A 20,441-nucleotide genomic window follows, 5' to 3' on the forward strand; every position below is an offset into this window, starting at 1 on the left:
GCCGCGTCGCCTCAGCTGAGGTTGTTGCCCCAGAGCGATTTGTCGTCGGACTTCACGCTCGGCACGCCGCCGTAGGTGGCGCCGTCCGCCGTGACCAGCGGGGCCTGCAGCTGGTCCTCGAGAAGCCCGGGCCGGACCTGGATGATGGTGCTGTCGTGGTCGGTCGGCCCCGGCTGGAAGGTCTTGCCGTCGATGGCGTCCTTCACGTACGACAGGGCGTACTTCGCATAGAGGTCGGCGGGCTGCGACACCGTGGCGTCGATCTCACCGGCGGCGATGCCCTTCAGCTCCTGCGGGATGCCGTCGTTGCTGACCACGAAGACGTGTTTCGGATCGGTCGGCGGCACCAGCAGGCCGCGCTGTTTGAGCAGCTGCAGCGTCCCGGCCAGGGCGAAGCTGGACTGCATGTAGACGCCCTTGATGTCGGGGTGCTCGGTGAGCCGGGTCTGCAGCTTCTGTGAGGCGACGGCCCCGTCCCAGTTGGTCGCCTCGCCGAAGACGGTGATGTTCGGGTAGTTCTTCTTCATGCAGTCGTTGAACGCCTCGGTGCGGTCCCGGCCGTTGATCGAGTCCAGGCCGCCCTGCAGCATCACGACCTTGCCGGCGCCGTTCAGCTTGGCCCCCAGGAACTGACAGGCCTTCTCGCCGTACGCCCGGTTGTCGGCCCGCACCACCATGAAGACGTTGCCGGTGTCGGGCCGGGTGTCGACCGTGACCACCGGGATCTTCTTGGCCTCGAGCTGCTGGAGCGTCGGCGCGATGGCCGCGGTGTCCTGCGGGGCCATCGCGACGCCCTTGACGCCCTGACTGATGAAGGTCTGCACGTTGGCGGTCAGCTTCGCCACGTCGTTCTGCGAGTTGGTCGTCTTCAGGTCGACGCCGAGCTCGCCGGCGAACTGCGGCGTGTACTTGATGTACGAATTCCAGAAGTCGGTGTCGGAACGCGGGTAGTCCGCCCCGACCAGGGGTTTGCCGTCGGCGGAGGCGCCGGCATTGCCGTCGTCGCCGCAGGCCGCGGTGAGCGCGGCGGCCAGCAGAAGGGCGGCTCCCACGGTGCCGGTTCGAAGTCTCATCGGTGCTCCGATCTATGTCGCACGAGGCGTCAGGAACTAAGAATGATCTCCGTCGATGAGGAGGACATGGGATGTCTTTGTAGACCCGTAGACCAATTCCTGTCCATAGATCGCGCCGAAATTGCCGCGTAATGCCGAGTTAACCGAAGCCGAGCCACCGACGCAGTCCATGGACATGGGATGTCCCTGCTACCGTGGGCTCACTTCGAGGAGGACCGACAGTGTCGTTGACGGACAAGGCCATCGCCCGCATCCGTGAGCTCATCCTCACCGGGGAGCTGCGCCCGGGCTCCCGGCTGCCGCCCGAGCAGCAGCTCGCCGCCGACCTCGGTCTGGGCCGCAACCTCATGCGCGAAGCGGTCAAAGCGCTGGTGGTGGCCAATGTCCTGGAGGTACGCCGGGGCACCGGCACCTACGTCACCAGCCTCGAGCCCGAGCTGCTGCTGGAGGGCGTGGGCGTGGCGGTCGAGCTGTTGCAGGGTCACACCCTGCTGGAGCTGACCGAGGTACGCCGGCTGTTCGAACCCGTGGCGACCGGCCTGGCCGCGGAGCGCATCTCCGGCGATCAGCTCGACGCCGTGCGCGGACACCTGGAGGCCATGCGCGGCGCCCGCGACGACGTGGAGCTGCTCAACGAGCACGACTCCGCCTTCCACCGTGCCGTTTTCGCCGCCACCGGCAATCGGACCTTGTCGACGCTGCTGGACGGCGTGTCGAGCCAGACTCTGCGGGCGCGGGTCTGGCGTGGCCTCGTCGACGACAACGCCGCGGGACGAACCCTGGCCGAGCACGAAGCGATCTACGCGGCTCTGGCCGCCCGCAACGGCGCGCTGGCGCACGCGGCGGCGCTGCTGCACGTCGCCACGACCGAGAGCTGGCTGCGCGCCCACCTCGAGACCGAGGCGGCTGACCCGGACGAGATCTGAGCCTTCGCGGTTCAAAGGCGGCCGACTCGGCCAGAGACGCCGGCCGGAAGTCGCGGCTGTTCAGCCGCGGCCCTCCAGCCGGCTCCGGAAATGACGGCTAGTACGTGAACTGCTGGTTGGGCCGCCCGTTGCAGTCGTAGATCTGGATCTGCTGCCCGTTGGCGGTGCCCCACACGTCCAGGCAGCGGCCGGACTGGACACCGGTGATGGCGCCGCCGGCGTTGACGTTCCATTGCTGGTTGCTCTGGCCGTTGCAGGCGTAGATCTGCACCGCCGACGCATTGCTGGACCCGGCGGCGTCCAGGCACATGCTGCCGTACACCTGGAGCTGCTTGCTCGCTGTGTAGGTCCACTGCTGGTTGGCCTGGCCGTTGCAGTCGTAGAGCTGCACCCGCGTCCCGTTGGTGCGCGCCGCGTTCGGCACGTCGATGCACCGGCCGGACTGGGTCCCCACGATCCTGTTCGCGCTCCCGGAAGGCGGGGGCGACGTCGGCGGGGTCGACGACTGGTCGAGTCCGAGGAAGGAGATCGCGTACGCGATCTGGCCGCTCATCGGAAGCTGATGGCCGACGCCGGAGATGCTGATCCCCTCGACGGTCGCCTGGGTGCCGGTGTCACCGTAGCGGGTCCGGGTCCAGCTGGACTGCGGGCGGTCGGTGGAGGCCGGCGTCTGCGACAGGCCGTGCAGGTTGGTCCACTGCTTGATCTCCTCACCGAAGTTGGGGTAGGCGAGCGTGGTGTCGGTGGTGCCGTGCCACAACTGCATGCGCGGGTAGGCGCCGGTGTAGCCCGGGTACATGGCGCGGGCGGTGTCGCCCCACTGCTGGGCCGTGCGGATGACGTTGCCGCCGGAGCACTGGCTGTTCCACATCGACCCGTCGCTGGTGGCGAAACACCCCGCCGGTACGCCCGAGAAGGCCGACCCGGCGCTGAAGACATCCGGGTATTGGGCGGCCAGGACGTTGGTCATCATGGCGCCGGAGGAGAACCCGGACACCACGATGCGGGAGGAGTCGATGCTCGGATAGCGCGAGCGGGCGTAGTCGACCATCGACTTGATGCCGGTGGAGTCGCTGCCGCCGTTGCGCCGGAGCCCGGCGGCGGTCGACACGTCGAAGCAGCCGCCGCTGCGGGTGGCCTCGGGCAGCACCATGATGTAGCCGTAGCGGTCGGCGGCGGTGACGTAGTCGTGGCCGTTGCCGTTGAAGACGGCGCTCGCCGAACCGCTGCAGTAGTGCACCAGTACCAGCAGCGCCGGCCGGGGCGCGAGGTTCTCCGGCACGTAGATGTACATGTTGAGGTTGGTCGGGTTGGTGCCGAAGTTGGTCACCCGGGTCAGGCTCGCCGCCATCGCCGGGGAACCGGACACCAGGACCGCGGCCAGACCGGCGACCAGCGCCGTGCCGGCGGCGAGCAGGATGGTCAAGAGGCGCTTCATCAAACCTTCTTTCGACGACGCGATGCCGGCTCGGTCAGCTCAGGCTGAACCGCTGGTTGGCCTGGCCGTTGCAGTCGTAGAGCTGGATCTGCTGGCCGTTGCCGGTGCCCCAGACGTCCAGGCACCGTCCGGACTGGACGCCGGTGATGGTGCCGTTGGCGTTGACGTTCCACTGCTGGTTGGCTTGGCCGTTGCAGCTGTAGATCTGCACGGCCGAGCCGTTGCCGGAGCCGGCGGCGTCCAGGCACCGGGTTCCGTAGACGGTCAGCTGTTTGCTCGAGGTGAGCGTCCAGGTCTGGTTGGCCTGACCGTTGCAGTCGTAGAGCTGCACGCGGGTGCCGTTGTTCTGCGAGGCGCCCGGCACGTCGACGCACCGCCCCGACTGCGTTCCGACGATCCGGTTCGACCCCGTGGGCGGCGGCGTCGTGGTGGGCGGAGGTGTCGTACCGCCGCCCGGGATGGTCGAGCACTTCACGGTCGACCGGGCGATGCCGGTGGTGTCCTTGATGCTCGGGCAGAGGAACTGGGTGTAGCGGGTGTCGTTGTCGACGAAGATCTTCAGCCAATCGATCTGGCTGCGCAGCTCGATGTCGTTGGGCCGGGTGAAGTAGAGGTGGTCGGCGTTGGCGAGCTGGAGGTACGCGCCGGGCGTGGCCGCCGGAAGGGTCGGGTAGAGACCGTCGAGGTAGGACGGCGTGACCGTGGTGTCGTTGATCCCGCCGATGATCATCGTCGGCACGGTGTCCGAGGCCAGGTTGCCGGACGGCTTGTACGGCGCGAGACCGATGGCCGCCTTCAGTGACGGGCGCTGGGTGGCCGCGTACAGGGCGCCGCCGCCGCCCATCGAGTGGCCGATGACCGCCAGCCGGTTGCGGTCGACCCGGTCGCGGACCGCGCTGGAGTTGGTCAGATAGTCCAGGGCCGCGAGCAACTGGGTGCCGCGGGCGGTGTCGAAGTCGTTGCGGCTGTTGGTCTCGACGCCGATGACGACGAACCCGAAGGACGCCAGCCGCGGGCCCATCCAGGCTTCCTCGTTGGCGAACAGGGCGGTGTAGCCGGGCACGATGGCGACCGCGCCGTACGTCTGGCTGGTGTCGGTGGGGTAGTAGATGAAGCCGCCGTTGAAGCCGTTGCCGGGTGGCACCGTGATCTGGGCGGTGGCGAAGGACCCGTACGGGGCGGCGACGCTGGCCACGGTGGGATCCGGTCCCCGCTGGTAAGGGTTGTCTTCAGCGGCCGCCGCGCTCGCGTTCGGGAACATCGCGATCATGCTCACCGCGACGGCGGCCGCCATGATCGTGGACAGGACCGCAGTCCACTTCGCCGCCGACCGTCTACGACGTTGACCGCCGAGGTGGTCCGAAAAACTGTCCATCGCCATGGCCCCTCCTTGTCGAATCCGCGCCCGAGGTCGCGATCGTGGGCACGCTGGAGGGTGGAGAACGCCCCTACGCCGAGGTGACAACAACCAGACCAGGCATGGACATACGTCTATGGGAAGGATGCTAAGCAGGCCGGTTGCCGGCGAACAATAGGTTTCGGAACTGTTTCGTAAGTTTCTCGCGGGACCAGGACATCGAAGGGGCTTATGCGGCTTATTCGCCAGCTTCAGGCCCACCGAAGGTGATGAAGTCTCCCGAAAGTTTCTTCGAATAAACTGTTATGACCTTCCCCGGCGCTCGGTCTTGAAAGCCGTCACCTGAGCCGTCAGGCGGGTGACCAGGACTGGTTGGATCCGCCCGTGCAGTCCCACAGCTGGATCCGGGCGCCGTTCGCGGTGCCGTTCTGAGTGACGTCCAGGCAGCGGCCGGAGGCCACGCCGGTGATGGTGCCGTTGCTGTTGACGTTCCACTGCTGGTTGGTGCCCCCGTTGCAGTCGTAGATGACGACCGCGGTTCCGTTGGCGGTGGCCCGGCCGCGGGCGTCGAGGCATTTGGAGCCGTACACCCGCAGCTCCCGGGCAGCGGTGCTGACCCATTGCTGGCTGCTGCCGGTGTTGCAGTCGTAGAGGGCGACCTGGGTGTTGTTGGCGGTGGTGGCGCCGGGAACGTCGAGGCAGCGGCCCGAGCCGCCGTTGCGGAGCCGGTTGCCGGGCGTGGGGTCGGTGCCGGTGAGGCCCCAGGCGTACCGCAGCCGTCCGGCTCCCGTCGCGTTGGGCGTGGTCAGGGTCAGGTTGGTGCCGCTGCCCTGCAGTTTCTGCATGGCGTACCAGTCGTCGTTCTGCCCGGCAGTGAGTTTGCCGCCGATGCCGGGCCAGTAGATCGAGCCCATGTCGAGCTCGCGGAGCACCTGGGTGGTGGCGCGGAAGTAGCGGACGAAATTGTCGGTGCCGGCGGCGTCGTCGTAGTTGAGGCCCGTGTCCATCGGGGCGCCGAACTCGTCGATGACGGTGCGGCCGGCGCAGGTGCCGATGGCGTCGCGCAGGAAGTCGACCCATCCGTCGTACGTCTTCGCGCCGCTGAAGAACGTGTAGTGGTGCAGGGACAGGTAGGTTCCGTCGAAGCGGCTGTCCGAGCACATCGTCCTGATGTCCTGGTTCAGGCCGGAGCCGCTGATGAACACCCGATTGCGGGGCACCGACGGCCGCGCGGCGAGCCAGGCGGCGGCCACGGTCTTCCAGTCGGCCGCGCTGTAGCCAGCGGGCTCGTTCATCGGCTCGAAGTAGACCAGCGGGTTGGCGCCGTACTTGGCCACGACGGTGTCCCACATGGCGTTGAAGGCGGTGGTGTCGGTGATCCGACCCCCGGACGACGCCCGGCCGTCGTCCCAGAACGAGAGCACGACCTTCATACCCCGGGCGGTCGCCGAGTCCATGACGCCGGTGTACGAATTCCACCACGGAGTGCCGACGGACGAGGTGTTGACCGGCAGCCGGACGGTGTTCGCGCCCAGATTGCGCTCGAATCCGGCGAGGACGGCGTCCGCTTTGGCGCGCACTGTGGCGTAGCTGTCGCTGCTGCTCAACCCGTACAGCACCAGCGGTTCGCCGGTGAAGTTGTCGCCGGCGCGGGCCCAGTTGACGCCGCGGAACTGGCTCGTCGCCGCGGAAGCGCTCGGTGCGGTCGCCACCAGCGTCAGCGGGATCGCCACGAGGAAGGCCAGCGCCGCGGCCAGCCGGCCGAGGTGAAAAGAGGTCATCATGCTCCCTCTCCGAGGAGTGCGGCATTCGCGAGAAGCATCGATGTTTCCGACCGGTGAACGCCGCGTCAAGTATTGACTGTATTCGATGCAACACCTAGCGTGACGACATGCGCCTCCCCTAGCCATTCGCGCAGTGACGCATCCCGCACCCCGATCGCAGGATGTTAACGTTCACACTTTCGTGGTGACCCCGCTGGAGCACTCCGCGAGGCCCGCCACGGCCGCTCCCCACAAGCCACGTCACCCTCGTGGCCCACCTTGAGCGCAGGCGCGATGTCCGAGATCGAAGCCGACGACAAAGGTGACCAACGTATGAGAACACGCGCGATGGCGGCGGTAGCGACCGCTGTCCTGACGGCCGCCGGCATGGTGGCGACCGTTGCCGGCACTGATTCTCCCGCCGCCGCCCACCCGGTGAACGCGGCCGACTTTCAGCAGGTCGAACTCGCCCGGGGCGTGAGCGAGCTGGGCGAGCCGATGTCGATGGCGGTGTTGCCGGACCGCTCGGTGCTGCACACGGCCCGCAACGGCGTGCTGCGCCGGACCACCGCCGCCGGGGTGACCAGCACCATCGGCACCTTGCCGGTCTACACCCACGACGAGGAGGGCCTGCAGGGCGTAGGAGTCGATCCCGGCTTCGCCACCAACCGGTTCATCTACCTCTTCTACGCGCCGCCCTTGTCCACGCCCAGCGGTGACGCGCCCGCCACCGGCACCGACTTCTCGGCCTGGAACGGGGTGAACCGGCTCGCCCGGTTCACGCTCAACTCCGACTACACCCTCAACACCGGCAGCCAGGTGACCGTTCTCGAGGTCGCCACCAACCGGGGCATGTGCTGCCACGTCGGTGGTGACATCGACTTCGACGCGGCCGGGAATCTTTATCTGTCCACCGGGGACGACTCGAATCCGTTCGACTCGGCCGGGTACACGCCGATCGACGAGCGCAGCAACCGTAACCCGGTCTACGACGCGCAGCGCAGCGCCGGCAACACCAACGACCTCCGGGGCAAAGTGCTGAGGATCAAGGTGAACGCGGACGGGTCGTACTCGATCCCGTCCGGCAACCTGTTCCCGCCGGGCACCGCCCGCACCCGGCCCGAGATCTACGCGATGGGCCTGCGCAACCCGTTCCGGATCGGCGTCGACAAGGCGACCGGCGCGTTGTACGTCGGCGACTACGGACCCGACGCCGGTACGACCAGTTCGACGCGCGGGCCGGCGGGTCAGGTGGAGTTCAACCGCATCACCTCCGCCGGCAACTACGGCTGGCCCTACTGCACCGGCTCGAACACGACGAACGAGACCTACGTTGACTACACGTTCCCGTCGGGGCCCTCGGGGAGCCGGTTCAACTGCGCCGCACCGGTGAACAACTCACCGCGCAACACGGGCCTGACCACCCTGCCCGCGGCTCGGCCCGCATGGATCAAGTACGACAACTGCTCGCTGGCCGCCTTCGGCTGCGGGTCGGAGTCGCCGATGGGCGGCGCGGTCTACCGGTACGACGCGGCCAACCCGTCCACGGTCAAGTTCCCGGCGGCGCTGGACGGGCACTTCTTCGCCATGGAGTTCGGCCGGCGCTGGATCAAGACCATCGACGTCAACACCGACGGGTCGGCCGGGCAGATCAACGACTTCCCGTGGCGCGGCACGCAGGTCATGGACAGCGCCTTCGGCCCCGACGGAGCCCTGTACGTGCTGGACTACGGCACCGGCTGGGGCAACGGAGACGCCAGTTCCGCCCTGTACCGCATCGAGTACAACGGGGCCGGCAACAACCAGGCGCCGATCGCCCGCGTCGCGGCCAACCCCTCGTCCGGGGCAGCGCCCCTGACCGTCAACTTCTCGTCGAGCGGCTCGGCGGACCCCGAAGGCGGGGCGCTGACCTACGCCTGGGACTTCGGGGACGGCGGCACCTCGTCAGCGGCCAACCCCAGCCACACCTACACCGCGGCCGGCGAGCGCACCGTGACCCTCACCGTACGAGATCCGGCCGGCCTGACCGCCACCGCCTCGATGACGGTCACGGTGGGCAACACCGCACCCACGGTCGTGCTGAACACGCCGGCCGACGGGGCACTGTTCAGCTTCGGTGACAGCGTGCCGTACACGATCACCGTGTCGGATCCCGAGGACGGCACCGTCGACTGCAGCCGGGTCAAGTTGAGCTATCTGCTCGGCCACGACGACCACGCGCACCCGATCAGCTCGAGCACCGGATGCTCGGGAACGCTGCAGATCCCGGTCGACGGCGAGCACGACACGGCGGCCAACCTGTTCGCGGTGCTCGACGCGGAATACACCGACCTGGGCGCCAACGGCCAGCCCGCGCTGACCACCCGCGCGCAGAAGATCCTCCAGCCCCGGCACCGGCAGGCCGAGCACCGCAGCTCGCAGTCCGGCACCGCGCTGTACAGCAAGACGACCGCCGAGGGCGGGCAGACCGTCGGCGACATCCAGAACGGTGACTGGATCGCGTTCTCGCGGTACTCCCTCGCCGGGGAGAGCCGGTTCACGGCCCGGGTCTCGTCCGGCGGCGCCGGCGGCACGATCTCGGTGCGCGCCGGCTCGGCCACCGGCACCGTGCTCGGCTCGGTCACCGTGCCCGTGACCGGCAGCTATGAGACCTTCACCGAGGTGTCGACGACCCTGTCCGGGGTCCCGGCCGGCACGACCACCCTGTATCTGACCTTCCAGGGCGGCTCGGGGACGCTGTTCGACGTCGACGCCTTCACCTTCGGCGGCACCCCGACCGGGAGCGGCACGGGCCGGATCGTCGCCGCGAACGGGTCGTGCGTCGACGTCAACGGCGGAAGCTCCACCGACGGCACCAAGATCCAGCTGTGGACCTGCAACAGCGGGACCAACCAGCAGTGGACCCGTAACGGCAGCACGTGGCGGGCCCTGGGCAAGTGCATGGGCGTGGCCGGCGGCGCCACGGCCGACGGCAGCCTGGTGCAGCTGTCGACCTGCACCGGTGCGGCCGCGCAGAACTGGACCGCGGGCACCAACGGCTCGCTGGTCAACGCGGCCTCGGGCAAGTGCCTCGACGCCAACGGCGGCAGCACGGCCAACGGCACCCAGCTGATCATCTGGACCTGCCACGGCGGCACCAACCAGCGCTGGACCCTGCCATGAGAGGAACCCCGGTCATGCGACCACTCACCCGCGTCCTCGCCACGGCCGCAGCAGCGCTGCTCGCCCTGGCCGGCACCGGCGGCACCCCGGCCCACGCGGCCGACGCGCCGTACGACGTACTGGTGTTCTCCAAGACCGCCGCCTTCCGGCACGACGCCATCCCGGCCGGCATCCAATTGATCCGGGATCTGGGGGCGGCCAACAGCTTCACCGTGACCGCGACCGAGGACGCCGGGCAGTTCACCGCGGCCAACCTGGCCCAGTTCGAGGCCGTCGTCTTCCTCAACACCACCGGCGACGTGCTCAACTCCACCCAGCAGACCGCGTTCGAGAACTACATCCGGGCCGGTGGCGGATACGTGGGCGTGCACGCGGCCTCGGACACCGAGTACGACTGGCCGTTCTACGGCGAGCTGGTCGGGGCCTACTTCGCCTCGCACCCGGCGATCCAGCCGGCGACGGTGCGGACGGAGAACCGGGCGCACGCGGCCACCGCCGGGCTCGCCCCGGCGGCCACCCGGACGGATGAGTGGTACAACTTCCGGACCAACCCCCGCTCGACCGCCCGGGTGCTGTCGACGCTGGACGAGTCGACCTACTCCGGCGGCACGATGGGCGGCGACCACCCGCACACCTGGTGCAAGAGCTACCAGGGCGGGCGCTCGTTCTACACCGGCGCCGGGCACACCCAGGCCGGTTACACCGAAGCCGGCTTCCGGTCGCTGATCCTCGGGGGCATCCGGTACGCGGCCAACCGCACCAAGGCCGACTGCCGGCCGGAGACCGGCTACACCACCCTCTACAACGGCTCCACCACCGGCTGGTCGCAGGCGGGCCCGGGCTCCTTCGGCAACAGCAACGCCACCCTGACCTCGTCCGGTGGACCCGGCATGCTCTGGTACAGCGCCAAGGAGTTCGGCTCCTACTCGCTGAAGCTCGACTGGATGATGCCGGGCGACGACAACTCCGGCGTGCTGATCGGATTCCCGGCCGGGAGCGACCCGGCCGCCGCGCTGACCGCCGGGTACGAGGTGCAGATCGACGCCAGCGACACCTCGGACCGGACCACCGGCGCGGTGTACGGGGCCAAGTCGGCCGACATCGCCGCCCGCGACGCGGCGCTCAACCCGCCGGGCGAATGGAACACCTACGAGCTGCTGGTCGAGGGCGAGCGGTTGCAGGTCTTCCTGAACGGCGTACGGGTCAACGACTTCACCAACACCGACCCCGCCCGCTCGCTGACCTCCGGCTCCATCGGCCTGCAGAACAACGGCGCCGGCGACGACGTCTCGTTCCGCAACGTGCGGATCAAGGAGCTGGGCGGCACGACACCCCGGGCCGGCCGGATCACCAGCGCCACGGGCAAGTGTGTCGACGTCAGCGGGGGCAGCTCCGCCGACGGCACCAAGATCCAGCTGTGGAGCTGCACCGGTGGCGCCAACCAGCAGTGGACGGTCAACGGGAACACGCTGCGGTCGCTGAACAAATGCATGGGCGTCGCCGGGAACAGCACCGCCAACGGCGCCCTGGTCCAGCTGTCGACCTGCACCGGCAGCGGCGGCCAGAACTGGACCCCGGGCGCCAACGGCGCCCTGGTCAATCCGGCGTCGGGCAAATGTCTCGACGCCAACGGCGCCAGCTCGGCCGACGGGACCCAGCTGATCATCTGGACCTGCCACGGCGGCACCAACCAGCGCTGGACCCTTCCGTGACGCGATCCTGAGAGACCTCACATGACTGACCTGACTCGCCGGAAGCTCCTCGCCGCCGGCGCGGCCGGAGCCGGGGCCACCCTGCTGCCGGCCGGATGGACCGCGGCCGCCCCGGCCGGCGCCGCACCGTCGGCGGCCGTGCCGGCCGCGGGCGACCTGGCGCTGCGCTACGACGAGCCCGCGGGGACGGACTGGCTGCGCCCGTTGCCGATCGGCAACGGGCGCCTCGGGGCCATGGTGTTCGGCAACCTTGACACCGATCGGCTGCAGCTCAACGAGGACACGGTGTGGGCGGGCGGTCCGTACGACTCGGCCAACACGCAGGGCGCGGCCAACCTCGCGGAGATCCGGCGACGGGTCTTCGCCGGCCAGTGGGTCCCGGCCCAGGACCTGATCAACCAGACGACAAGCCCCGGGTCTGGAGCGGCAACGGAGCCCAGGATCGTCCGGACCCCGCCGGAGCGAGACACGGGCGACGGCGCCCTTACTTCTTGGCGGCGGACAGGATCGCGTCGCGGGAGGCGAGCACCTCCTCGTGCAGAGTGGACACCTCGACGCCGACGAGGCGGCCCTCGGCCTTGCGGAGCACGCCGGCCACCAGCACGGTCTCGATGTTGCGGGGATCAGCGCCCAGCACCAGGGTGCCCACGGCATCGTTGAGCGGCATGGTGTTGATGTCGGAGGCGTTGACCACCAGCAGGTCGGCCTGCTTGCCGGGGGTCAGCGAGCCGGTCACCGCGCCCAGTCCGATGGTGCGGGCGCCCTGCACCGTGGCGAAGTCGAGCACGTCGCGGGTGGTGATCCGGTGGATCTCGGCCTCCGTGCCGTACGCGGCGTTGACCGCCCGCATCCGCTGGATGGTGTGCAGCGCCCGCATCTGCGAGAACATGTCGCCGGCCAGCGCGACCTCCACGTCGATGCTCAATCCCGGGCGGACACCGGCCGCCAGCGCCTCGTCGACGGCCGGGACCGCCGTCTCCAGGCCGATCTGCGCGTCCGACGTCGGCGCCAGCGAAACGGTGGCGCCGGTGTCTCCGATCGCCCGCCACGCGTCGGTGGTCAGCCCCGTCGCGTGAATCAGCGTGACCTGCGGGCCGAGGAGCCCGTCACGGGCCCATCCCAGGATCGCCGCGGAGGAGGCGGCACCGAACACCGCGTCGATGCTCACACCGATCCCCTGATCACGGGCGAGGGCGGCGAGTTCCTTCCCGTACGCCAGGCGCGGTCCGGCGACTTCCCCGGTGGCCAGCGTCGCCAACCGGACCGTGACCGGTCCCCTCGGGTAGGCCGCGTGCAGCCGTTCCACGTCCTGCGGCCACTGTCCGTCCCATTCGCCGAAGTGCGGAGCCATCGACGCGTGTACGCCCCGGAGGCCGGAGTCGGCCAGCGCCTGGATCGCCGCGTCGGAATGGGCGGCGCTGCGCGAGTTGTGGGAGAAGTCGAGCATCGTGGTGATGCCGGCGTCGAGCGCGGACAGGGCGGCCAGCCGGGTGCCGACGTACATGTCGTGGGGCCGGTAGGCGGGCGCGAGGCCGGCCAGCGTGCTCATCACGTACGCGCCGAGGTCGGTCACGTCGGGAATGCTGCGGCGCAGCTGAGCCTGCCAGGCGTGCCGGTGGGTGTCGACGAAACCGGGGCTGACGATCCGGCCGGTGGTGTCGACGAGCTCCGCGCCGTGGGCCTGCGGATGGTCGCGCAGATCCGGCCCGACCGCCACGATGTGCTCGCCGCTGACCAGCACGTCACCCTGCTCCAGATCGCCCAGGCCGGGGTCCATCGTGACGACGGCGCCACCGGAAAAAAGCATGGTCATGACCGCTCCTGGCCGACGGCCCGGTGAAGGATGTAGCCGGCGTGGTGCAGCACCCCGTCGCGGAATTCGCCGTAGGCCCAGAAGCCTTGGTCGTCGAGGTAGACGATGCGATCGCCGGCGATCCAGAAATTGCCCTCGTAGGCGTGCCGGCGGCCGTCGCGGGTCTCGTCGTAGCGGCCCTCGGCGGTCAGCTCCTGGCGCAGGTGACGCGACTCGTCGACCCACATCCCGACGTACGGGCTGCCGGTCGCCGCCGGCCGTCCGTCCGGCGCCGCCGGTGCTCCGTCGATGAGCACCTCGACCGCGTTCTCGGGGCGCCAGATGACGTACTCCCAGGCCTGACTGCCGGCGGCGATCACCGCGAAGGTGGCCGGGCTGCCCGGGGCGAGGGTGCTGTGCCCGGCGACGGGGACGATGGCGAGCCCGGTGCCGTCGACCACGGTGGCGCCGGGCGTGGGGTGGACGTCCGGCCCGACGGCGGCGATCCGATCGCCGTCGACCAGCAGGCCGGCGTTCTCGAGGTCGCCGAGGCGCGGATCCAGGGTGTGGATCCTCGCGTTGACGAAGACTTTCGGTGCGTTCATGCACCAACCGTCGACGCTGCTGCGAGAAGCAACCAGTGCGGGCCTACCCGGGGTGCGACGCACCCTGGATACCGCCGGGAGCAGCGTTTAGCCTGGCCACATGCCCACTACCGGTCTCGGTGCCTTCCTCGTCGCCCGGCGCGCCCGGCTCCGTCCCGACGACGTGGGCCTGGTCTCGCACGGCCGTCGCCGGGTGGCCGGGCTGCGCCGGGAGGAGGTCGCCGTCCTGGCCGGGGTGAGCGCGGACTACTACACCAGGCTGGAGCAGGGACGCGAACGCTCCCCGTCGGCTTCGGTGCTCGACGCCGTCGCCCGCGCCCTGGATCTCGGCCCGGACGCCCGCGAGCACCTGTTCCACCTGGCCGGCGTGCCGGTGGACGGCCGCGGCCCGGCCACCGACCGGGTCGACGACGATCTGCGGGAGCTGCTCGCCGAGTGGCCGCACCTGCCCGCCCTGGTCGTCAACCGGCGGCTCGACGTGCTCGCCACCAACGCGATCGCCGACGCCCTCTACTCCGACTTCGCCGAGACGGCCAACTTGGCCCGCATGACCTTCCTCGACCCGGCCGGGCGCGGCTTTTTCGCCGAGTGGCCCCGGGCGGCCGAGTCCTGCGTCGCTCACCTGCGCCTCGCGCTCGGCCCCGACACCGGTGACGGGCGCACCCTCGCGCTGGTGGAGGAGCTGGCCACGGACGAGGAATTCCGCCGGCTCTGGGCGCGGCAGGACGTGCGCGGCAAGACGTACGAGGCGAAGACCTTCCGGCACAGCGCGGTCGGCACGCTGACGCTGACCTACCGCGCATTCGACGTCCGCGGCTCCTCCGGACAGCAACTTCTGGTCTACCGCCCGGCCCCGGACAGCCCGGACGCCGACGCCGTACGCCTGCTGGGCATGCTGGCCCCCGCCGGCCTTCGTGACGGTTCACCAGAGGCGTAACTCGAGCGAGGCGAACATGCCTACCAGTGACTGCGGCGGGTGGAGCGGGTGAGTTCCTTGCACAGCTCTCCCAGCGCGGGATTGGGGTCACCATCGCGATGGGTGATGTGCATCTGACGGGTGACCGTCGGCGGACCGGCGATCTCGAGCAGGGCTGTCCCGGCCGGCGAGGACGCCGCCGAGCGCAGCAGCAGGGCGACGCCGAGATCGGCCGCGACCATCGCCAGCACCGCCTGGGCGCTGTCGACGCGGTGGCTGATCCGCGCCTCGAAGCCGGCCGATCGCGTCACGGCCTCGGTCACCGCCTGAAAACCCGACTCGGCCCGGGAGGCGATCCATTCGGCGTCGGCGAAGTCGGCCAGCCGGACCGGTCCTTCATCCGCGGGACGCAGGCGCGGCGGCACGGCCAGCACCATCGGGTCGGCGAGTAGGGGGGTTTGGACCAGTCCCCGCAGGTCGGGAGCGGGCAGCGGCGCGTACTGATGGGTGACCGCCACGTCGATCTCCCCTGCTCGCAACGCGGGCAGGGCCACCTCCGGTTCGAGTTCGGTGAAGGTCAGCCGCAGCCCGGGGTGCCGCCGCCGCAGCGCGCCCAGCGCCGCCGCCACGAATCGGGTGGTCGCCGTCGCGAAGGCAGCCACTCTCAGCCGGCCGTGCCCGGCCGTGCCCGAGGCGAGCACGGCCTGCTCGGCCGCCTCGAGATCGGCCAGGATCACGCGGGCGCGTTCCACCAGCACCTCGCCGGCATGGGTGAGCCGGACGCTGCGGGCCGCGCGTTCGAGCAGGGGCACGCCGAGGTTGCTCTCCAGAATGCTGATCTGCTGCGACGCGGCGGCCGCGCTGCACCCGGCCGCGGCGGCCGCGCCCGCGATCGACCCGGACTCGGCGACAGCGACGAGCAGGTGCAACCGGCGTGTGGCGAGCATCGGAAAATCTTAGCCTCGACGATACGGATACCAGCTTTCCGAGTGGTCCCGCCGGCATCGACAATGACCGCGTGATCAAGCATGACGCGGGCTTCCGCGGATTCGCCAGCGACAACTACGCCGGCGTCCACCCCGAGATCCTGGCCGCCGTCGCCTCCGCCAACGGCGGCCACCAGGTCAGCTACGGCGGTGACGTCTACACCGAGCAGCTGCGCGAGGTGTTCCGTCACCACTTCGGCCCCCAAGCCCGGGTGTACCCGGTGCTCACCGGCACCGGCGCCAACGTGATCGCTCTGCAGGCCGCCTGCGACCGCTGGGCCTCGGTCATCTGCGCCGACACCGCCCACATTCACGTCGACGAGTGCGGGGCACCGGAGAAGGTCGGCGGCCTCAAACTTCTCCCTGTCCCCGCCACCGACGGCAAGCTGACCGTGGCGGCGATCCGGCGCGAGGCCTGGGGCTTCGACGACGTGCACCGCGCCCAGCCGCAGGTGATCTCCCTGGCCCAGTCGACCGAACTGGGCACCGTCTACTCCCCGGCCGAGATCCGCGCCATCACCGATTTCGCCCACGCCCACAACATGCTGGTCCACCTCGACGGCGCCCGGCTGGCCAACGCCGCCGCCCACCTCGGCGTGCCCCTGCGAGCTCTCACCACCGACGCCGGCGTCGACATCCTCTCCTTCGGCGGCACCAAGAACGGCATGCTGCTCGGCGAGGCCGTCGTGATCCTCGACCCCGCCCTCGGCCGCGGCGCCGATCACCTGCGCAAGACGTCGATGCAGCTCGCCTCGAAGATGCGCTTCATCTCCGCGCAGTTCCTCGCCCTCCTCGAAGGCGACCTGTGGCTGCGCAACGCCACCCACGCCAACGCGATGGCAACGCTGCTGCACGACCAGATCCGCGACCTGCCCGGCCTGGACATCAGCTACCCGGTCCAGGCCAACGCCGTCTTCGTCACTGCACCCGAGACCGCCCTGGCCACCCTGCACGACCAGTTCTCCTTCTACAACTGGTCCGGATCCGCCACCCAGGCCCGCTGGATGACCACCTTCGACACCACCCCGGACGACGTCAAGAACCTCGCCACAGCGGTGCAAGCGGCTCTGACGAAGTAGCGAGACGGTCGCCGGTGTTTCGAACGCGCGATTTCAGCGCACGGCGTCGAAGTGTCTACGCCCTGGAGGGCTTCGCCACCCCAGCGCCACGGCGGCGACGATGATCGCGAGCAGACCGGCGACGAAGTCGGCCAACACGTAGTACTGAACGTCTTTGAAGATCCCGTCGATCGCCTCGACAACCAGACCCACACCGATCAGACCGAATGACAGACCGAGCACAAGGCGAACGACGCGGCGCGATGGTGTCCAGGACGGTGTGCCCAAAACGGTTGTGCGCCGGAGAATCAGCAGGGCGATAGTCAGTACCGCACCGATCGCGCCGGTGACCGCGTACGGGAAGCCGTTGTCGACCCCGGGCAGGAGGCTGACGTCCATGCGGTAGACGCCAGCACATGGTCCGATGTCTGGTGTGAACCACGGAGGCTCACACATCGGATGAGCGCCGAAGCGATCGGTCGCGATGAGCAGCTTGGTCCATGGTTCGCTCAGGAGGTACGTCAAGCCGCCGCTGAGCCCGAACCAGGCCATGGCCGCGCCGGCCACCGCCCAGGCCACGAGCGTCACCCTGCGAAGGGCAATCCGCGTGACGCTGTTGTCGATTCGCAGCCGATACGCGATGGTGTCCGCCTCCCCGAAGCGGTCGACCGCCTCCTGTTCGGCGGTCTCCGGGTCGAGGCCCCGCGCGCGCCCTTCGGCAGCGGCCTCGTGGAGGTGCTCCTCGGCTTCGGTGAGCATTCGCCGGCCGGCGGCACCGGTGCCGGCCAGCCGATCGAACATCTGATCAAGATAAAGCTCGAGCGGTCCCGCTCCGCGCTGGCCGCCGTCGGTCACGCCGGCCCGCCAACGGCCATCGGCCCGATCACAGCCTGGACGCTCACGACGAAGCCGCGCCACTCGGTCTTCTTATCGGCACAGGCCCGCCGGCCGTCCTCGGTCAGCTCATAGACGCGGCGGCGGCGCGGCGCGCTGTCATCCCAGCGGCTGCCCACCAGACCAGCACGCTCGAGACGCTGCAGGGCTGGATAGATGGTGCCTTCAGGCAGATCGAACGCGCCCTTCGAGCGGTCGCGCAACGCAGTGATAACGGCGTATCCATGCACCGCGCCCCGGTCGTGGAGAACGGAGAGAAGAAGGAGATCGATGTGGCCACGAATGTCCATGCCTAGCGACCCTAGGCATAGCGTTCCTAGGTGTCAACGACGGGTTGCGCGGTCCGCTCTCCCCACGCCGCCGTGGCCACGTCAACCCGTGATAGACCTCTTAGAACGCAGCCAGTAACTGGATATGACGAGCGGGTTGTCCAGTAGCTCGAAGAGCAGCTCGTGAAACCGTCTGTCAGTCTCGGGACTGACCGCGCCGGCGGCCGCCTCGGCCTCCATCCGTTCCATCACCTCGGACAGCCGCCCGCCGGTGCCGTCGGCCTGAATTACCTGCTGGACCGGGCCGGACTCGAGCGCCTCACCGCAACGGCGACGACGTCGAGGGCCTCGTCCGGCGCGCCGACCTGGACATGTACCAGGCGAAGGCCGGCGGCAAGAACCGGCACGTGACCGCCGCGGCCGGCGAACCGGAGGCCGTCGGGGCCTACGGCGCAGCGGCGCGGTAGCGGGCTCAGGCTGACTGCCCGGGCCGGCTGGGGTCGGTTCCGAGGACGCGAGGATTCTGGCCCTGCGCCTGGGCGGCACCGTGACCTGCGAGCGGCGCGTGCTATGCCTGAGCCGGGGTCAGACGGTCGGCCAGGACGCGCAGGTGCGTGGTCCGGGCCTCGGCGTGGCGAAGCCGGCCGGCCTCGGTCAGCTCGACGAAGATGCCCCGGCGATCGTCGACGCAGTGGGAGCGAACCACCAGACCCTGCTTCTCCAAGCGGGCCACGGTGCGGGAAAGGGCGCTCTGGCTCAGGTACATGGCCGCGGCCAGCTCCTGCATGCGTCGCTTGTCACAGTCTCGGGTGACGAGACGGTCGAGGGTCTCGAAATCGCTCAGGGTGAGGCCGTGGCCGTCCTGCAGGGCGCGTTCCAGGTGGGCGGCGACCGTGTTGTAGCTGGACAGCAACTCCTGCCAGCGGCTGATCAGAGCGGACTCGGCCTCCATGCCGCGCATCCTACTCCCGCCCAGCGGGCTTATGCACCTGCATTAGATGCACAGACATTTGATGCATGGACATTGAATGCGTACGCATATAACGTCACGGCCGTGACCATCACCCAAAAGCCCACCGCCGTCCCCGTCGCCCCGCCGACGGCCGAGCTGCGCTGGAGCCCGCGACTCTGGGGCGTGCTGGCGACGCTGTGCGCCGTCCTCTTCCTGGACGGCCTCGACGTTTCCATGGTCGGCGTGGCCCTGCCGTCCATCGGCACCGAACTGGGCCTGTCCACCACCTCCCTGCAGTGGATCGTCAACGGCTACGTGTTGGGCTACGGCGGCCTGCTGCTGCTCGGCGGCCGCACCGCCGACCTGCTCGGCCGGCGCCGCGTCTTCCTGATCGCGCTCGGCGTCTTCACGATCGCGTCGCTGATCGGCGGGCTCGTCGACGACGGGGGCCTGCTCATCGCCACCCGCTTCGTCAAGGGACTCGCGGCCGCCTTCACCGCACCCACCGCCATGTCGATCCTGACCACGACCTTCCCGGAGGGGCCGGCCCGCAACCGGGCGCTGTCGATCTTCACGGTCTTCGGCGCGAGCGGATACTCGTCCGGTCTCATCCTCGGCGGTGTGCTGACGAGCCTCGGCTGGCGGTGGAACTTCCTGGTCCCCGTACCGCTGGCCCTGGCCGCCCTGATCGCCGGCTACATGCTGATCAAGCGCGACCGCCCGGAGGCCGGCGGCGGCCACGACCTGCTCGGAGCGGCGACGCTGATCGCGGGGATGCTCCTGGCCGTCTACACCGTCGTGTCGGCCCCGGACCGGGGCTGGCTGGACCCGACGACCATCGGTTCGCTGCTGCTCGCGCTGGCCCTGCTCGCCGCCTTCGTGATCATCGAGAACCGGGTCCGGCACCCGCTCGTCCGGCTCGGCATCCTGCGCATCGGCGCGATCGTCCGGGCCAACGCCAGCATGGCCGCCCTGATGGGCTCGTACGTCAGCTTCCAGTTCATGATGACCCTCTACCTGCAGGACGTCCGGCACTGGTCGCCGCTGCGCATGGCGCTCGCGCTGCTCCCGGCCGGCCTGGTCGTCGCGTTCGGGTCACCCTTCGTCGGCCGCCTCATCGACCGCTACGGCACCGGCCGGCTCATCGTCGCCGCGATGGTGTCGCTCAGCCTCGGCTACATCTGGTTCCTGGCCACCGCCGGCACACAGCCGCACTACCTGGTCACCGTGCTGCCCACGATGCTGCTGCTCGGCGGCGGTTTCGGCTTCGGCTTCAGCGCCATCATGGCCCAGGCGACCGACGGCATCGCCGACTCCGAACAGGGCCTCGCCTCCGGCCTCGTCCAATCGTCCGGCCAGGTCGGCACCGCCCTGGTCCTGGCCGTGGTCACCGCCCTGGTGGCCGGCGGCGCGGGCGGCGACGACCTCACCGAGTTCCACCCCGGCATCAACCTCGTCACCGGCGTCGCCGTGGCCGGCCTGCTCCTCAACCTGGTCCCGCTACTGACCAGGCGCCGGCCCACCCAGCGCGCCTGACC

Annotated in this window: 16 protein-coding genes and 1 pseudogene; 7 read left to right on the plus strand and 10 right to left on the minus strand. The window is 69.7% G+C overall.

Translation table 11 applies throughout. The features are described from left to right. Positions 1 to 11: 11 nt before the first annotated feature. Entirely contained in the window at positions 12 to 1,073 is a 1,062-nt protein-coding gene (locus AB0J66_RS44535; protein WP_364674019.1) for a sugar ABC transporter substrate-binding protein, read from the minus strand. A gap of 221 nt (positions 1,074 to 1,294) precedes the next feature. On the opposite strand from AB0J66_RS44535, the gene AB0J66_RS44540 reads away from it, so the two are divergent. Beyond that, positions 1,295 to 1,999, plus strand: a complete 705-nt coding sequence (locus tag AB0J66_RS44540; RefSeq protein WP_364674022.1) for a FadR/GntR family transcriptional regulator — start codon at positions 1,295 to 1,297, stop codon at positions 1,997 to 1,999. Between the two features lie 97 nt (positions 2,000 to 2,096). Here the strand turns inward: AB0J66_RS44540 and AB0J66_RS44545 are convergent, their stop codons facing one another. From AB0J66_RS44545 to AB0J66_RS44555, 3 genes are all read right to left on the minus strand, one after another. Next, positions 2,097 to 3,437, minus strand: coding sequence for a PHB depolymerase family esterase (locus AB0J66_RS44545; protein ID WP_364674025.1), 1,341 nt, complete (start codon positions 3,435 to 3,437; stop codon positions 2,097 to 2,099). Between the two features lie 34 nt (positions 3,438 to 3,471). Beyond that, complete coding sequence (locus AB0J66_RS44550) at positions 3,472 to 4,812, minus strand: ricin-type beta-trefoil lectin domain protein (RefSeq protein WP_364674028.1); 1,341 nt, start codon at positions 4,810 to 4,812, stop codon at positions 3,472 to 3,474. 332 nt (positions 4,813 to 5,144) lie between these two features. Continuing rightward, positions 5,145 to 6,575 carry a ricin-type beta-trefoil lectin domain protein gene (locus AB0J66_RS44555; RefSeq protein ID WP_364674031.1) on the minus strand — a complete coding sequence of 477 codons (1,431 nt, stop codon included), beginning with the start codon at positions 6,573 to 6,575 and terminating at the stop codon, positions 5,145 to 5,147. 369 nt (positions 6,576 to 6,944) lie between these two features. On the opposite strand from AB0J66_RS44555, the gene AB0J66_RS44560 reads away from it, so the two are divergent. The 3 genes and pseudogenes from AB0J66_RS44560 to AB0J66_RS44570 form a co-directional block, all read left to right on the plus strand. Beyond that, positions 6,945 to 9,719: a PQQ-dependent sugar dehydrogenase gene (locus tag AB0J66_RS44560; protein WP_364674122.1), complete on the plus strand. Its 2,775-nt coding sequence runs from the start codon at positions 6,945 to 6,947 to the stop codon at positions 9,717 to 9,719. 14 nt (positions 9,720 to 9,733) lie between these two features. After that, the gene (locus AB0J66_RS44565) at positions 9,734 to 11,431 is read left to right on the plus strand and encodes a ThuA domain-containing protein (protein ID WP_364674033.1); all 1,698 of its coding nucleotides are present in this window, start codon (positions 9,734 to 9,736) and stop codon (positions 11,429 to 11,431) included. Between the two features lie 21 nt (positions 11,432 to 11,452). Beyond that, a pseudogene (locus AB0J66_RS44570) lies at positions 11,453 to 11,842 on the plus strand (glycoside hydrolase N-terminal domain-containing protein); the annotation flags it as partial. Positions 11,843 to 11,915: 73 nt separating this feature from the next. Here AB0J66_RS44570 and AB0J66_RS44575 read toward each other — a convergent pair. Together AB0J66_RS44575 and AB0J66_RS44580 are read right to left on the minus strand one after the other, a co-directional pair. Continuing rightward, positions 11,916 to 13,244, minus strand: coding sequence for an amidohydrolase family protein (locus tag AB0J66_RS44575; protein ID WP_364674036.1), 1,329 nt, complete (start codon positions 13,242 to 13,244; stop codon positions 11,916 to 11,918). Beyond that, positions 13,241 to 13,828, minus strand: coding sequence for an Atu4866 domain-containing protein (locus AB0J66_RS44580; RefSeq protein ID WP_364674039.1), 588 nt, complete (start codon positions 13,826 to 13,828; stop codon positions 13,241 to 13,243). Before AB0J66_RS44580 ends, AB0J66_RS44575 begins: the two co-directional genes overlap by 4 nt. Before the next feature lie 100 nt (positions 13,829 to 13,928). Between AB0J66_RS44580 and AB0J66_RS44585 the strand changes: the two genes are divergently transcribed. Beyond that, entirely contained in the window at positions 13,929 to 14,765 is an 837-nt protein-coding gene (locus AB0J66_RS44585; RefSeq protein WP_364674041.1) for a helix-turn-helix transcriptional regulator, read from the plus strand. Between the two features lie 20 nt (positions 14,766 to 14,785). Here AB0J66_RS44585 and AB0J66_RS44590 read toward each other — a convergent pair whose 3' ends face one another. Further along, a complete protein-coding gene (locus tag AB0J66_RS44590; protein ID WP_364674043.1) occupies positions 14,786 to 15,691 on the minus strand; it encodes a LysR substrate-binding domain-containing protein in 906 nt (301 codons plus the stop codon). 71 nt (positions 15,692 to 15,762) lie between these two features. On the opposite strand from AB0J66_RS44590, the gene AB0J66_RS44595 reads away from it, so the two are divergent. Next, a complete protein-coding gene (locus AB0J66_RS44595) occupies positions 15,763 to 16,809 on the plus strand; it encodes a low specificity L-threonine aldolase (protein ID WP_364674045.1) in 1,047 nt (348 codons plus the stop codon). Positions 16,810 to 16,842: 33 nt separating this feature from the next. On the opposite strand, the gene AB0J66_RS44600 is transcribed toward AB0J66_RS44595, so the two are convergent. The 3 genes from AB0J66_RS44600 to AB0J66_RS44610 form a co-directional block, all read right to left on the minus strand. Next, positions 16,843 to 17,589, minus strand: coding sequence for a permease prefix domain 1-containing protein (locus AB0J66_RS44600; RefSeq protein WP_364674048.1), 747 nt, complete (start codon positions 17,587 to 17,589; stop codon positions 16,843 to 16,845). A 50-nt stretch (positions 17,590 to 17,639) separates the two neighbouring features. Further along, complete coding sequence (locus AB0J66_RS44605; RefSeq protein WP_364674051.1) at positions 17,640 to 17,972, minus strand: helix-turn-helix transcriptional regulator; 333 nt, start codon at positions 17,970 to 17,972, stop codon at positions 17,640 to 17,642. 547 nt (positions 17,973 to 18,519) lie between these two features. Then, the gene (locus tag AB0J66_RS44610) at positions 18,520 to 18,903 is read right to left on the minus strand and encodes a MarR family transcriptional regulator (protein WP_364674054.1); all 384 of its coding nucleotides are present in this window, start codon (positions 18,901 to 18,903) and stop codon (positions 18,520 to 18,522) included. Between the two features lie 102 nt (positions 18,904 to 19,005). Here AB0J66_RS44610 and AB0J66_RS44615 point away from each other — a divergent pair, with 102 nt between their 5' ends. Further along, entirely contained in the window at positions 19,006 to 20,439 is a 1,434-nt protein-coding gene (locus tag AB0J66_RS44615) for an MFS transporter (RefSeq protein ID WP_364674057.1), read from the plus strand. Positions 20,440 to 20,441 lie beyond the last annotated feature (2 nt).

The organism is Actinoplanes sp. NPDC049598 (assembly GCF_040675435.1).
GTDB lineage: Bacteria > Actinomycetota > Actinomycetes > Mycobacteriales > Micromonosporaceae > Actinoplanes.

Bases quoted from the DNA above. Each gene is read 5' to 3' on its own strand.
- AB0J66_RS44605 (WP_364674051.1), bottom strand. From the start codon at position 17,972: ATGGACATTCGTGGCCACATCGATCTCCTTCTTCTCTCCGTTCTCCAC.
- AB0J66_RS44610 (WP_364674054.1), bottom strand. From the start codon at position 18,903: ATGGAGGCCGAGTCCGCTCTGATCAGCCGCTGGCAGGAGTTGCTGTCC.
- AB0J66_RS44565 (WP_364674033.1), top strand. From the start codon at position 9,734: ATGCGACCACTCACCCGCGTCCTCGCCACGGCCGCAGCAGCGCTGCTC.
- AB0J66_RS44560 (WP_364674122.1), top strand. From the start codon at position 6,945: ATGGTGGCGACCGTTGCCGGCACTGATTCTCCCGCCGCCGCCCACCCG.
- AB0J66_RS44535 (WP_364674019.1), bottom strand. From the start codon at position 1,073: ATGAGACTTCGAACCGGCACCGTGGGAGCCGCCCTTCTGCTGGCCGCC.
- AB0J66_RS44600 (WP_364674048.1), bottom strand. From the start codon at position 17,589: ATGTTCGATCGGCTGGCCGGCACCGGTGCCGCCGGCCGGCGAATGCTC.
- AB0J66_RS44585 (WP_364674041.1), top strand. From the start codon at position 13,929: ATGCCCACTACCGGTCTCGGTGCCTTCCTCGTCGCCCGGCGCGCCCGG.
- AB0J66_RS44550 (WP_364674028.1), bottom strand. From the start codon at position 4,812: ATGGACAGTTTTTCGGACCACCTCGGCGGTCAACGTCGTAGACGGTCG.
- AB0J66_RS44590 (WP_364674043.1), bottom strand. From the start codon at position 15,691: ATGCTCGCCACACGCCGGTTGCACCTGCTCGTCGCTGTCGCCGAGTCC.
- AB0J66_RS44575 (WP_364674036.1), bottom strand. From the start codon at position 13,244: ATGACCATGCTTTTTTCCGGTGGCGCCGTCGTCACGATGGACCCCGGC.
- AB0J66_RS44555 (WP_364674031.1), bottom strand. From the start codon at position 6,575: ATGACCTCTTTTCACCTCGGCCGGCTGGCCGCGGCGCTGGCCTTCCTC.
- AB0J66_RS44580 (WP_364674039.1), bottom strand. From the start codon at position 13,828: ATGAACGCACCGAAAGTCTTCGTCAACGCGAGGATCCACACCCTGGAT.
- AB0J66_RS44545 (WP_364674025.1), bottom strand. From the start codon at position 3,437: ATGAAGCGCCTCTTGACCATCCTGCTCGCCGCCGGCACGGCGCTGGTC.